Raw genomic sequence first — 13,410 nt, forward strand, 5'->3', positions numbered from 1 at the left:
GAGCTGCGATGGCGTGTTATTGGTGAGTGCTGGTGACGGCTTCACCGACGGCCTGCCACTCTTCGAATGTCGATTGGCTGTCCAGGCGGCAGAAGTCCAGCAGTTGCCTGGCGGACAGGCCGGTGTCGGCGCTGGCTTGCCGGCACCGCAGGATCCAGTCCAGGCGTTCGATGGAGTTGATGCGCTTGGGCTGCAAGGACTGGCTCAAAGCCTCGATTTCACTGGCGCTCCAGCCCAGCAGTTGGGCCAATTGGTTGTTGGCGTCGGCATCCGGGGGGCGCGGGAGTGTTGTTGGCATGCTTGAGGTAGTCCAGAAGCTGCTCTTGTGATACGCCGTAACGGTCGATGCAGTGTTTGAACTGTTGCATCAAAAACACGTTGTGCAAGTTCAGCTCAAGCAAGGCGTTACTGTGATAGGCGTCATTGAGCCAGTGCGGGTTGCCCAGCAATGCGTGCAACGCCTGCCGGCTGACGGGCAATTGCAGCAGGTCTGCGGCGTGAGGCAGCAGCAACACCAAGTAACTGAGAGTTTGCAGAGGGGGAAGCGCTTGCCGTGGGCGGATGGAACAGGCGCAGCACGTGATCGGCTTGCCCGTATTTCAGATTGTTTACGTGATTGCCGTGCTCCTGGGGCAGGTTTTGCAGGGTTTGTCTGAGGCGTAGATACAGGGGCTGCAAATCCTGCTGGATCGAAGCCAGGATCGTCAGCAGGGTTTGCTTGGCCTGGGACACGCTGTCGCTCTGACCACTCAATTTAAGCGTGGCGAGCACTTGGTCGAGCGCGGTACTGCGTGATCTGCCCTGCCGTATCCGCTGCAGAACGTTATGGATCGCGGCTTCCCAATCAATCTTCGGCTCATTCGTGGCTTGTGCGGGAAATGTGTGGCCGGTGAGCAGGTTTGACAGGGAGGGTTGTGGATGGTCGGTGAACTCCTTGAGCAGCAGGGCGACGGCCGGGTCCAGGCTTACGGTTTCCCGCCGCAGCAGTTGGTGGCGCAGCAGCTCAAGGCTGCTGCCATTATCGCTGATCCAGCGACTTGCCCAGTCCAGATACATCAGCACGTCGAGCACATCCGGCGACCCTTTCAACACTTTGCGCAACGTCGGCTTGAGTATTTGATGCTGATAGCTGCTGGGCTTGAGCATGTCCAGCAAGTGCTTGTAGTCCAGGATCGACAGGCCAAACAGCCGGGCGACGCGTGCTTGGCGATAAAGGGTACTGATTGTGGCGAGGTTGCGCTCGGGGGATTCGCCGGCGCCGATCAGCAGTTGCAGCGACGTCGGCGAGTCTTGCAGACGCAGGTTGGCACACAGCTGCTGCCGGGTCGTGGCATCAAAGGGCAGACCATCCAGGTACAGCGGCGGTAGCGCCGAGTCGGTGCGGTTGAACACCTGGTCGAATAACGACACGCGCTCGCCCGAAGCATCGACCGGTATGTGATGCAGTAGTGCGGCAAACTCTTCAGCTTGCAGCCCATAGCGTTTGTTCAGGTACCGATACACGCCCAGCGCGCGCAGAGTGTTGTGGGTGATCAGCAGGTCAGGGTTGGCCTTGCCTTCGCAGCGCATGGCGCTGACCAGCAAGGTATCGAGTTGTGCGAAAGGGATGTCCAGCCAGCGCTGCAGGCGAATCATGCGTTGCAGGCGATCGAAGCGCTCAAGTGTGAGGTTCACCAGCCGGGCCAGGTGGGGGCCGCCCTGGCTGATCGCAGTGTCTGCGCGACCATTGATAAACGCGGCCCCATACGCCATATCAGGGACCATTGTGCAGTAGGGCGATCGGCGCGGCTTGTGCGTGGTTTGCGCGAGCAGCTCCTGCAACTGCCCGGCATTGAGGCCGGTGCGGCTGAGAAAATCGGTAACCTGTTCCGGGCCTGCCAGATCGGCGTCCACTCGCCAGTTGTAATAGTCGTGATAGAAGGCCCGAACCTGCTGCGTGTCATAGGTCGAGCCTGCCAACTGTTGCTTGAGCAGTGCCTGCTGCTCCGGGCTCAGGCCGGACAGCAGGGGTTGCAGGTCGTCATTGTCGGCGGTGACGTAGCCATAGGCGTGCGCGTCCCGCCGTGCCACAGGCAGCCTGCGGCTGATCCGGTAGTTCAGTTCGCCCAGCGACAGTGTGTTTTCAGCCAGCCCCAGCAGGCACTGCTGATGGTGAAAGTGGTAGGGCATGGAAAACGGATACCAGGTCTTGCTCAACAACTGACAGGCAGCTTTCTGATCGCTCACGCCGAGGTTATCGAGCAGGGTCTGGTTGATGATCGACAGCATGGGGCGCTGGCCCGACACGGTATGGGGGTCGATCAGCAGTTCCTTGAGGTCCGGGCGGCGTTCGGCCAGGCGGGTCGCCGTTTTGGCGTCGGCGTGTTTTTCCAGCTGCATGGCAAATAGATAGAGTGCCCTTAGGTAGGCCACCGGTGAGTCCACTGCGGCGATGGAGTCCGGGGCGCAAAACTGTTGCCAGTCTTCTTTGAAGAGCGCGTTATAGGTCACGCCGCTGGTGGGCGTTGCGCCGACGCCTGGGCGGGGCGACGCCTGTTGCTCACGAAACAGTGTTTCCAGCTGTGCGGCGGCGCTGCAGGCCTTGAAGTGCAAGCGCGTGGCGTCAACTTTGGGATGGCTGGCTACGTGCTCGACAAACTCGCTTTCGGACAGCTGCGCAATGTCGAATACCGAGTTGATGTTCAGCTGCTGCAAGGTGTCCTTGAGGTCTCTGTTACCCCCGGCGGGCGGTGACGAGTCAGTGACCATTCGTGAGAGCAGGGGGCTGCTGTCTTCATCCATGTGCATAGGGTTCCTTCGGGCCCGCCAGCGGGTCCGGCGAGCGACACAGAACGCTATCACGCAGGTTACAAGGCCCGGGGTAAGCCGATGTCGCGGCGCCAGTGCGGAAATATCAACAGGCAAGCGAACCATCGTGACGTGGATTTTGTTAGAATCCGCAACGCGCCGCAGAGTCGGCGCTTTTTTTTGCATCCGGTTCACCCCTTACGAGGGTAGCCACCTGGAGAGAACACCCATGACTCAACCGATTGTCGTGGCGGCACTGTATAAGTTCGTCACCCTGGAAGATTACGTCGCCCTGCGCGAGCCACTGCTGCAGGCGATGGTCGACAACGGCATCAAAGGCACCTTGCTGATCGCCGAAGAAGGCATCAACGGCACCGTTTCCGGCAGCCGCGAAGGCATTGATGGCCTGATGGCCTGGCTGAAGAAAGACCCCCGCATGGTCGATATCGACCACAAAGAGTCGTACTGCGATGACCAGCCGTTCTACCGCACCAAGGTCAAGCTCAAGAAAGAGATCGTGACCCTGGGCGTCGAAGGCGTCGACCCGAACAAAAAAGTCGGCACCTACGTCGACCCGCAGGACTGGAACGCGTTGATCAGCGACCCGCAAGTGTTGTTGATCGACACCCGCAACGACTACGAAGTGTCGATCGGCACCTTTGAAGGCGCAATCGACCCGAAAACCACCAGTTTTCGCGAATTTCCCGACTACATCAAAGCCAACTTCGACCCGGCCAAGCACAAGAAAGTCGCCATGTTCTGCACCGGCGGCATTCGTTGCGAGAAGGCGTCGAGCTATATGCTCAGCGAGGGTTTCGACGAGGTCTACCACCTCAAGGGCGGCATCCTGAAGTACCTCGAAGAGGTGCCGCAGGCAGAGACCAAATGGCAGGGCGACTGCTTTGTGTTCGACAATCGTGTGACCGTGCGCCACGACTTGAGCGAAGGCGACTACGATCAATGTCATGCCTGCCGCACACCGGTGAGCATCGAAGACCGTGCGTCCGAGCACTATGTGGCCGGCATCAGCTGCCCGCATTGCTGGGATAAGCTGCCGGAGAAAACCCGTCGCAGCGCGATCGACCGGCAGAAGCAGATCGAGCTGGCCAAGGCCCGCAACATGCCGCACCCGATTGGCTTCAACTATAAGCAAACCCCTTCCGAGGCTTGAGCCATGTCCGCGCGCCTGCTCTATGTAATGGACCCGATGTGTTCCTGGTGCTGGGGCTTCGCCCCGGTGGCCGAGGCGTTGGTGGCGCAGGCCCACGCGGCCGGCGTGGAGCTGCACCTGGTGGTGGGCGGTTTGCGCACCGGCAGCGGCGCGGCGCTGGAGCCGACCACCCGACGCTACATCCTTGAGCACTGGCAGGCCGTCACCGACGCCACCGGCCAACCGTTCAAGCGTGAAGGCGCGTTGCCCGAGGGTTTTGTCTACGACACCGAGCCGGCGTGCCGCGCCATCGTTACCGCCCGCAGCCTGGCGCCGGATTGTGCCTGGAAGTTGCTGGGGCTGATCCAGCGTGCGTTTTATGTCGAGGGGCGCGATGTGACCCTCGCCAGCGTGCTGGTGGAGTTGGCCGAGGAGGCGGGCATCCCGCGTATCGAGTTTGCCGGCGCGTTCGACCGCGCCGAGCAGCACGCGGCGACAGCCGCTGATTTCACTTGGGTGCAGGATTTGGGTATCGCCGGCTTCCCGACCTTGCTCGCCGAGCGTAATGGCCAGTTGGCGCTGCTGACCAATGGCTATCAGCCGCTGTCCGAGCTATCGCCCTTGCTGGCCCGTTGGTTGGAGCGCGCCACCTGTGCATGACCAGCCCGACCTGGAGCCTGCCCAACGTGCCGATCGACTGACCTGGGCGGAAATTCGCCGCCTGGCGTTGCGTCACAAGAAATCCCTGTGGATCGCCAATGGCGTCGCCGTGCTGGCGACCCTGTGCAGCGTGCCCATCCCCTTGCTGTTGCCGTTGCTGGTAGACGAGGTGCTGCTGGGCCACGGCGATGCCGCGCTCAAGGTGATGAACCACGCACTGCCCCTGGGCTGGCAGAAGGCCGCCGGCTATATCGGCCTGATGCTGCTGGTGACCCTGTTGCTGCGCTGCGGGGCGCTGCTGTTCAACGTGGTGCAGGCGCGGCTGTTTGCGCGGCTGGCCAAGGACATTGTGTACCGCATCCGCGTGCGCCTGATCGAGCGCCTCAAGCGCATTTCCCTCGGCGAGTACGAGAGCCTGGGCAGCGGTACGGTCACCACGCACCTGGTCACCGACCTGGACACCCTGGATAAATTCGTCGGCGAGACCCTCAGCCGCTTCCTGGTGGCCATGCTGACCCTGGTCGGCACGTCGGCGATTCTGGTGTGGATGCATTGGCAACTGGCCTTGCTGATCCTGCTGTTCAACCCGTTGGTGATCTACGCCACGGTGCAGTTGGGCAAACGGGTCAAACACCTGAAGAAGCTGGAAAACGACAGCACTTCGCGTTTCACCCAGGCCCTGACCGAAACCCTTGATGCGATCCAGGAAGTGCGCGCCGGCAACCGCCAGGGTTTCTTCCTCGGACGCCTCGGCCAGCGCGCCCAGGAAGTACGCGACTATGCGATCCACTCTCAATGGAAAACCGATGCATCGAGCCGCGCCAGCGGCTTGCTGTTCCAGTTCGGTATCGACATCTTCCGTGCGGCGGCGATGCTCACCGTGCTGTTTTCCGACCTGTCCATCGGCCAGATGCTCGCGGTGTTCAGCTATCTGTGGTTCATGATCGGCCCGGTGGAGCAGCTGTTGAACCTGCAATACGCCTACTACGCGGCGGGCGGGGCGCTGACGCGGATCAACGAGTTGCTGGCACGAGCCGATGAGCCGCAATACGCAGGCGGTGAAGACCCGTTCATCGGGCGCGCCACCGTTGGCATCGAGGTGCGCGGCCTCAACTTCGGCTATGGCGAAGACCTGGTGCTGGACCAGTTGAACCTGAGCATCGCGCCCGGCGAAAAGGTGGCGATTGTCGGCGCCAGCGGCGGCGGCAAAAGCACCCTGGTGCAACTGTTGCTCGGGCTGTATACGCCGCAGGCGGGCACTATCCGTTTCGGCGGTGCCACCCAGCAGGCAATCGGTCTTGCGACCATTCGCGAGAACGTCGCGGTGGTGCTGCAACACCCTGCGCTGTTCAACGACACGGTGCGCGCCAACCTGACCATGGGCCGTGAGCGCAGCGACCAGGCGTGCTGGCAGGCACTGGAAATCGCCCAGCTGGATGCTACCGTCAAGGCGCTGCCGTTGGGTTTGGACAGCGTAGTAGGGCGTTCCGGTGTGCGGTTTTCCGGCGGGCAGCGTCAGCGCCTGGCGATTGCGCGCATGGTACTGGCCGAGCCGAAAGTGGTGATCCTCGACGAAGCGACCTCCGCCCTGGACGCCGCCACCGAGTACAACCTGCACCAGGCGCTGGCGCGGTTTCTCAGCGGGCGTACTACACTGATCATTGCTCACCGCTTGTCGGCGGTTAAGCAGGCGGATCGAGTATTAGTGTTTGACGGCGGTCACATTGCTGAAGATGGTGATCATCAGCAGTTGATTGCCGATGGCGGTCTGTACGCCAAGCTATATGGACATTTGCAACAAGTGCGTTGATTTAGCCTGGGCTCAGCTATCGGAAGCGGATTTTCGCGTGCGTATTCAGCAGTGCATGTGCAAGGGACTTCATGAAGCAAAAGCGGACTCTCGGAACGCCTCGGCTGTTGGGCATTGTCTGGCCTTTCATCGCTGTCGTGCTGTTTCAGGCATTGTTGGGCTGCGTCAGTCTCTACATGCTTTCGGCGGTGCGCGGCTATGTGGCCGGCGAAAGCCTGTGGTCCAAGGGCCAGAAGGATGCGATCTACTACCTGACGCTCTACGCCGATAATCGCGAAGAAGCCACCTACCTCAAATACCAGCAGGCGATTGCCGTGCCCCAGGGCGGGCATGAGCTGCGTATTGCCCTGGACCGCCCCACGCCCGATCTCAGCGCTGCCCGCCTGGGGATTCTCAAGGGTGGCAACCACCCGGACGACGTCTCCAGCCTGATCTGGCTGTACCTCAATTTCCGGCATTTCAGCTACCTGGAAAAAGCCATTGAACTGTGGACCGTGGGCGATGGCTACCTGGTTCAGCTGGACGACCTGGCCCGCGAGATGCACCAGGCAGTCACCCGCGACCAGGTCAACGCTAACGATGTGCGCCAATGGAAGGCCCATATCATCGCCATCAACGAGGGTGTGACCCCGGCCGCCAAGGCGTTCAGCGACGCCTTGGGCGAAGGCTCGAGGATGATCCTGCGACTGCTGTTGATCACTAACCTGGCGACGGCCCTGGGCCTGATCATACTGGCGCTGCTGCGTACCCATAAGTTGCTGACCCAGCGCCATGCGTTCGCCGATGCCCTGCAACAAGAGAAGGAGCGCGCGCAGATTACCCTGGAGTCGATTGGCGACGGGGTGATCACCACGGATGTCGACGGCGCCATCACCTATATGAACCCGGCGGCCGAGGCCCTGACGCACTGGCAGTCGGCCAGGGCCCAGGGCCAGCCCCTGGCGGCCTTGTTCAACCTGCTGGACGACAATGCCCAGCCTGACGGTTTTACCCTGATCGAACACATCGTGAGGGGCCGGCTCGGCGGCGGCAGCGAGCATTCGAAAACCATCCAGCGTCTGGATGGCAGTACGGTGTCAGTGACCCTGGTGGGCGCGCCGATCCGCAGCGCCGGCAAGGTCACGGGGGCAGTGCTGGTGCTGCACGACATGACCCAGGAGCGTCAATATATTGCCAACCTGTCGTGGCAGGCCACCCATGATGCCTTGACCGGCCTGGCCAACCGTCGCGAATTCGAATTTCGCCTGGAGCAGGTGTTGCACCCGGCAGGGCAACAACAGGGCGGGCGGCACGCGTTGATGTTTCTTGACCTGGACCAGTTCAAGCTGGTCAACGACACCTGCGGCCACGCCGCGGGCGACGAGCTGCTGCGGCATATCTGCGCGCTGCTGCAATCGGACCTGCGTGAAGGCGACACGCTGGCGCGCCTGGGGGGATGAATTCGGCATCCTGCTGGAGAACTGCCCGGCGCCGGTGGCGGAAAAGATCGCCGAGAGCCTGCGTCATACCGTGCAAAACCTGCATTTTGTATGGAAGGGCCGGCCGTTCATGACCACCGTGAGTATCGGCCTGGTGCATATCTCGCACACCCCGACCACCCTGGAAACCTCGCTGCGCGCCGCCGACATGGCGTGCTACATGGCCAAGGAAAAAGGCCGCAATCGCGTGCAGGTGTATCACGCCGATGACTCGGAACTGTCCCTGCGCTTTGGTGAAATGGCCTGGGTGCAGCGCCTGCACATGGCATTGGAGGAGAACCGGTTTTGCCTGTATGCCCAGGAAATCTCACCCCTGGGGCATACCGACGGCGGCGACGGGCACATCGAAATCCTGCTGCGCCTGCATGATGAAGCCGGCCGCATCATATTGCCGGACAGTTTTATCCCGGCTGCCGAGCGCTACGGTTTGATGACGTCCCTGGACCGGTGGGTCGTGGAAAACGTATTCAAACTGATCGCCCGGTGCCTGCTGGAACGTCCCGGTCGGCCCATGGCGATGTGTGCGATTAATCTGTCAGGTATAACTATTGGCGATGATGAATTTCTTGGTTTTTTACGTGAGAAATTTCACGCTTACAGTATTCCGCCAGGAATGATCTGTTTTGAAATTACCGAAACCAGTGCAATTGCAAACTTGGGCAGTGCGATCCGATTTATTAATGAACTCAAAGCGTTAGGCTGCCGTTTCTCGCTCGATGACTTTTGTGCCGGAATGTCTTCATTCGCCTATCTCAAACATTTACCTGTAGACTTCCTGAAGATCGATGGAAGTTTCGTAAAGGATATGCTGGACGACCCGATTAACCGCGCAATGGTTGAAGTGATCAATCACATTGGCCATGTCATGGGCAAGCGCACAATTGCAGAGTTTGTCGAAACACCGCAGATCGAACAGGCGTTACTCGAGATCGGTGTGGATTACGCTCAGGGCTACCTGATTGAACGCCCGCAATTGTTGTCCTTTGATAGCTTGCAGTGTCGACCTGTGCGGCCGCAGCCTCTGTTATTCAAGGCGCCCGGCACATTCCGCTGAAACATTTGCTGGTCTGTAAAATCACACTTGAAAAGGAGCCCAACAGTGATCGACACATTCAACAGAACCGGCCCGCTTATGGAAGCCTCGAGTTACCCCGCCTGGGCACAACAACTGATCCGGGACAGTAGCGAGAGCAAGCGCCGAGTTGTCGAACACGAACTGTACCAGCGCATGCGCGACAACACGCTCAGCGCCAAGACTATGCGCCACTACCTGATCGGTGGCTGGCCCGTGGTGGAACAGTTTGCCTTGTACATGGCACAAAACCTCACCAAAACCAAATTCGCCCGCCATCCTGGTGAGGACATGGCGCGGCGTTGGCTGATGCGCAATATTCGTGTGGAGCTGAACCACGCCGACTATTGGGTGCATTGGGCGCGCGCGCACGGCGTGAGCCTCGAAGAGTTGCAGGCGCAGAACGTTCCCCCAGAGCTGCACGCCCTGAGCCATTGGTGCTGGCACACAAGCTCCGCCGATTCGCTGATTGTGGCCATCGCCGCGACCAACTATGCAATCGAAGGGGCGACCGGCGAGTGGTCGGCGGTGGTGTGTTCCACTGGCGTCTACGCGGCGGCGTTCCCGGAGGAAGACCGCAAGCGTGCAATGAAGTGGCTGAAGATGCATGCCCAGTACGATGACGCGCACCCTTGGGAAGCACTGGAAATCATCTGTACGCTGGCCGGGATGAACCCGAGCCAGGCGCTGCAGGTAGAGCTGCGCCAGGCGGTGTGCAAGAGCTACGACTACATGTACCTGTTCCTGGAAAGCTGCATGCGCCTGGAGAAAGAAAAAGCCCCCGCGGTAGTGCGCGAGCGCCAGGCACGGGTCGCCAGCGAAGCGTGATTGAAGAGCAGGGCTTGGTGTGAAGAGCTGGGCTTGCTATGAAGATCTGGGTTTGCTGTGAAGAGCAGGGCTTGTGTGGCGAGCGGGCTTGCCCGCGTTGGGTCGCGAAGCGGCCCCATAAATGGAACTGCTACGCAGTCCAACGCGGGCAAGCCCGCTCGCCACAACAAGCCCGGCTCGCCACACACGCCTGTTTTCCAGGCAGGCTCGTTTGCCACAGGTGCGGTGTTCTGCTTGAGGGGCGCTTACCCCGCCATTGCCAAGCGGTTACGGCCTTCGCGTTTGGCCACGTACAGGGCGCTGTCGGCGCGGCGCAACAGGCTTTCGGCAGACTCTGCAGCCAGTAAGGTCGAGCAGCCCAGGCTCACCGTCAATTCAATCCGTGTCCCATCCGCCCAATAATCCTGGGCCTGTGCCGCCTGGCGCAGGCGTTCACCGACCATGGCCGCAGCCTCGCGGCCGGTGTTGGACAGCAGAATCAGAAACTCTTCCCCGCCAAACCGAAACACCATGTCCACGTTGCGCAACTGGCGTTTGATCGACCCGGCAACGGCGCGTAGTACGTGATCGCCGGCGGTGTGGCCGTGGGTGTCGTTGATGGCTTTGAAGTGATCGATGTCCAGCATCAACAAGGACAACGGGTTCAGGTGCCGGCGCGCCATGTCGATTTCCCGTTGCAGGGTCTGGTCCATGGCGATGCGGTTGCCCGTCTCGGTCAATGGGTCGCGCAGGGCGCTGCGGGTGGCGGCGCGGTAGAGCAGGGCGTTGCGCATCGGGTACAGCAAGGTCGACAGCAGCGATTCGAGCTGGCCGAGTTCTTCTTCCAAAAGGCGCTGGTTGCGGCGGAAAATCAGCTCGCCCAGGTGTTCGCCTTCATGGCTCAGGCTATAGCTCACCGAATGGTGGCCGCGGTGGCCGTATTCCAGGCGCAAGTCACTGGCGTCATGGCGATATTGCAGGGCATCCAGGGGCACCAGGCGCTGGATCTCACGGAAGAACACACCGAGGATGCGCTCCGGCTCGAGGCTGGTCTGCAGTTGCATGCCTAGTTGCTGGCGAAGTTGCGTGATGGTCGTGGGGCGGCGTGGGGGAAGGGAAGGCTGACCAAAGCCCAGGCGTTGCAATTTGGCACTGTCGAAGTCAATTGCGTTGGTCTGGGTTGGGGTTTTCATAAGCAATCGGCCTCTAAGCACTTAGCTGTCTTACAGGCTCGATGAGCGTGGCGAATGCCGAGCGTCTTACTGTTCCTTCAGTTCCGTAAAACATGAGTAACAGTTTAAACCGCTTTACACAGGGTTATAACCCCTGGGCACTGCCGCACGTCTTGTCATCGCTTAACCTGCTTGGGAAAGGTTAGAGCGAGATTCATGCCATTTTGTTTAACTTAATAAAACTCCTTATAAATCAATGACTGTTTTTCGCGTTAAAAAACAGTCATTGAGTATGACGTCAGTTATTTGGCTGATTGCACCAGCGTGCTGTGGTCAATCCGGTCAATCGACGTGACACCGGTCAGCGTCATGGCCACGCGCATTTCTTTGGCGAAGATATCCAGCAGGTTCTCCACCCCGTGCTGGCCTTCGGCGGCCAATGCGTAGGCGGTCGCACGCCCCAGCAGACACGCCTTGGCTCCCAGCGCGAGCATGCGCACCACGTCCAGCCCGGAGCGGATGCCAGAGTCCACCAGTACCGTCAGGTCATCGCCCACCACCTCGGCAATCGGTGGCAGGGCCTTGGCGGTGGACAGCACGCCGTCCAGTTGGCGCCCGCCATGGTTGGAAACCACGATGCCGTCGGCGCCGAAACTCACCGCATCCTTGGCATCCTGGGGGTCGAGGATGCCTTTGATGATCATCGGGCCCTTCCAGAATTCACGAATCCACTCCAGGTCTTTCCAGCTGATGGAGGGGTCGAAGTTGTTGGCCAGCCAGCCGATGTAATCTTCCAGGCGCGTCGGTTTGCCGAGGTATCTGGAGATATTGCCCAGGTCGTGCGGACGGCCCATCAGCCCCACATCAAACGCCCATTGCGGTTTGGTCACGGCTTGCAGCATGCGCCGTTGCGCCGCAAACGGCCCGGACATGCCCGAGTGAGCGTCGCGGTAGCGCGCCCCAGGCGTCGGCATATCCACCGTGAACACCAGCGTGGTGACCCCGGCGGCCTGGGCCCGCTCCAGCGCATTGCGCATAAAGCCACGGTCCTTGAGCACATAGAGCTGGAACCAGATCGATTGCGGGCTCTGGGAAGCCACCTCCTCAATCGAACACACCGACACCGTCGACAGGCAGAACGGAATGCCCCTGCTGGCCGCCGCCTTCGCTGCTTGCACCTCACCGCGCCGCGCATACATACCGGTCAGGCCGACCGGGCTGAGGATCACCGGCATCGCCAGTTCCTGGCCGAACAGGCTGGTTTTCAGGCTCAGGTTATCGACATTGCGCAGGATGCGCTGGCGCAGGCTGATCTCGGCCAAATCCGAACTGTTCGCCCGCATCGTGTGCTCGGCGTAGGCGCCGCCGTCGATGTAGTCGAACAGAAAGCGCGGCAGCTTGCGTTTGGCGGCTGCGCGGTAATCGGAGGCGGACGAGATAATCATGCAGCGTGACTCCACAAGGCAAAGTGGGCCCAAGATAAGCCAATCTCTGGCATGATAAAAACAACTTTTATCGCTAGTATCCAGTCGCAAAGAGAATACCGATGAACCTCAGGACCTTGCAGGCTTTTGTCGAAGTGGTGCGTCAGGGTGGCTTTTCCCAGGCCGCCCACGTGGTGTCCCTGACCCAGTCCTCGGTGAGCAAGGCGGTCAAGACCCTGGAGGAGGAGTACGGCACGCCACTGCTCAATCGCCTCGGGCACAAGAGCGAACTGACCGCCGCTGGCGAAATTGCCTACCGCCGCGCCCTGGTCATGCTCGCTGAGCACCATGATATGGTCGCCGAAATCAATGATCTTCGCGGCCTCAAGCGCGGCGTACTGCGCATCGGCCTGCCGCCGGTAGGCTGCGGCGTGCTGTTTGCGAGCATGTTCGCCACCTACCGTAGCCGTTACCCGGACATCGACATCGAACTCACCGAATACGGCAGCAAAAAACTGCGTGAATGCCTGGAAGCAGGGGAGGTCGACCTCGCGGCCTTGCTGCTGCCGGTGGACGAGGGCTTCGACTACCAGCCCGTGCGCAATGAACCGCTGATGGCCGTGCTGCCTACGAGCCACCCCTTGGCCCGACGCAAACGCATCGATTTCACCGACCTCGCGGATTCGCCGTTCATTCTGTTCGAAGCCGGCTTCGCCCTGAACGCCAAGATCCTCGCCGCCTGCGAGCGCAAAGGCGTGACCCCGCGGGTGACCGCACGCAGCGGGCAAATCGACTTTATCGTCGACCTGGTCGCGGCCGGCCTGGGCGTGGCCTTCCTGCCGCGCATGCTGGCGCACAGGCATCAACATGCCGACATCGCCCTGATCCGCCTGGACGAACCCCACACCGACTGGCACATCGCCCTGGCCTGGCGCACCAATGCCCACCTGCCTCCAGCGGCGCGAGCCTGGCTGGATCTGGCGAAGGAGCACCCGCTTTCAAGCGGCCATCCGGTTTAATCCGCCGAAATGCTAGAGAAAGCTTGACTTC

The 13,410-nt window shown here is 60.8% G+C and carries 9 protein-coding genes and 1 pseudogene; 6 read left to right on the plus strand and 4 right to left on the minus strand.

Annotated elements, in window-relative coordinates:
• Positions 1–16: 16 nt before the first annotated feature.
• Together LRS56_04520 and LRS56_04525 are read right to left on the minus strand one after the other, a co-directional pair.
• On the minus strand, positions 17–298 hold the full coding sequence (locus tag LRS56_04520; GenBank protein ID WDU63804.1) for a hypothetical protein: 282 nt from the start codon (positions 296–298) through the stop codon (positions 17–19).
• Positions 299–420: 122 nt separating this feature from the next.
• Positions 421–2,781 (minus strand): Tc toxin subunit A, encoded by a 2,361-nt coding sequence (locus LRS56_04525; GenBank protein ID WDU63805.1) that lies wholly within the window; start codon positions 2,779–2,781, stop codon positions 421–423.
• Between the two features lie 235 nt (positions 2,782–3,016).
• On the opposite strand from LRS56_04525, the gene LRS56_04530 reads away from it, so the two are divergent.
• The 5 genes and pseudogenes from LRS56_04530 (at position 3,017) to LRS56_04550 (ending at position 9,785) form a co-directional block, all read left to right on the plus strand.
• Entirely contained in the window at positions 3,017–3,958 is a 942-nt protein-coding gene (locus tag LRS56_04530) for a rhodanese-related sulfurtransferase (GenBank protein ID WDU63806.1), read from the plus strand.
• A gap of 36 nt (positions 3,959–3,994) precedes the next feature.
• The gene (locus LRS56_04535) at positions 3,995–4,597 is read left to right on the plus strand and encodes a DsbA family protein (protein WDU65691.1); all 603 of its coding nucleotides are present in this window, start codon (positions 3,995–3,997) and stop codon (positions 4,595–4,597) included.
• Entirely contained in the window at positions 4,590–6,407 is a 1,818-nt protein-coding gene (locus tag LRS56_04540; protein WDU63807.1) for an ABC transporter ATP-binding protein, read from the plus strand. The genes LRS56_04535 and LRS56_04540 overlap by 8 nt, the downstream gene beginning before the upstream one ends.
• A 71-nt stretch (positions 6,408–6,478) precedes the next feature.
• Positions 6,479–8,939: pseudogene (locus LRS56_04545) on the plus strand (EAL domain-containing protein).
• Between the two features lie 45 nt (positions 8,940–8,984).
• Positions 8,985–9,785 (plus strand): iron-containing redox enzyme family protein, encoded by an 801-nt coding sequence (locus LRS56_04550; protein ID WDU63808.1) that lies wholly within the window; start codon positions 8,985–8,987, stop codon positions 9,783–9,785.
• A gap of 245 nt (positions 9,786–10,030) precedes the next feature.
• Here LRS56_04550 and LRS56_04555 read toward each other — a convergent pair whose 3' ends face one another.
• Together LRS56_04555 and lldD are read right to left on the minus strand one after the other, a co-directional pair.
• Positions 10,031–10,957, minus strand: a complete 927-nt coding sequence (locus tag LRS56_04555; GenBank protein ID WDU63809.1) for a GGDEF domain-containing protein — start codon at positions 10,955–10,957, stop codon at positions 10,031–10,033.
• A gap of 281 nt (positions 10,958–11,238) precedes the next feature.
• Positions 11,239–12,381, minus strand: a complete 1,143-nt coding sequence (gene lldD / locus LRS56_04560) for an FMN-dependent L-lactate dehydrogenase LldD (protein ID WDU63810.1) — start codon at positions 12,379–12,381, stop codon at positions 11,239–11,241.
• Positions 12,382–12,482: 101 nt separating this feature from the next.
• Between lldD and LRS56_04565 the strand changes: the two genes are divergently transcribed.
• A complete protein-coding gene (locus LRS56_04565) occupies positions 12,483–13,379 on the plus strand; it encodes a LysR family transcriptional regulator (GenBank protein ID WDU63811.1) in 897 nt (298 codons plus the stop codon).
• Positions 13,380–13,410: the final 31 nt, after the last annotated feature.

Source organism: Pseudomonas poae, assembly GCA_028869255.1.
In the GTDB taxonomy this organism is placed as follows: Bacteria; Pseudomonadota; Gammaproteobacteria; order Pseudomonadales; family Pseudomonadaceae; genus Aquipseudomonas; species Aquipseudomonas poae_C.

What these genes read in the sequence shown, in the direction of transcription:
- lldD (WDU63810.1), bottom strand. Translation starts at nt 12,381, where the DNA reads ATGATTATCTCGTCCGCCTCCGATTACCGCGCAGCCGCCAAACGCAAG.
- LRS56_04525 (WDU63805.1), bottom strand. Translation starts at nt 2,781, where the DNA reads ATGGATGAAGACAGCAGCCCCCTGCTCTCACGAATGGTCACTGACTCG.
- LRS56_04565 (WDU63811.1), top strand. Translation starts at nt 12,483, where the DNA reads ATGAACCTCAGGACCTTGCAGGCTTTTGTCGAAGTGGTGCGTCAGGGT.
- LRS56_04535 (WDU65691.1), top strand. Translation starts at nt 3,995, where the DNA reads ATGTGTTCCTGGTGCTGGGGCTTCGCCCCGGTGGCCGAGGCGTTGGTG.
- LRS56_04555 (WDU63809.1), bottom strand. Translation starts at nt 10,957, where the DNA reads ATGAAAACCCCAACCCAGACCAACGCAATTGACTTCGACAGTGCCAAA.
- LRS56_04530 (WDU63806.1), top strand. Translation starts at nt 3,017, where the DNA reads ATGACTCAACCGATTGTCGTGGCGGCACTGTATAAGTTCGTCACCCTG.
- LRS56_04520 (WDU63804.1), bottom strand. Translation starts at nt 298, where the DNA reads ATGCCAACAACACTCCCGCGCCCCCCGGATGCCGACGCCAACAACCAA.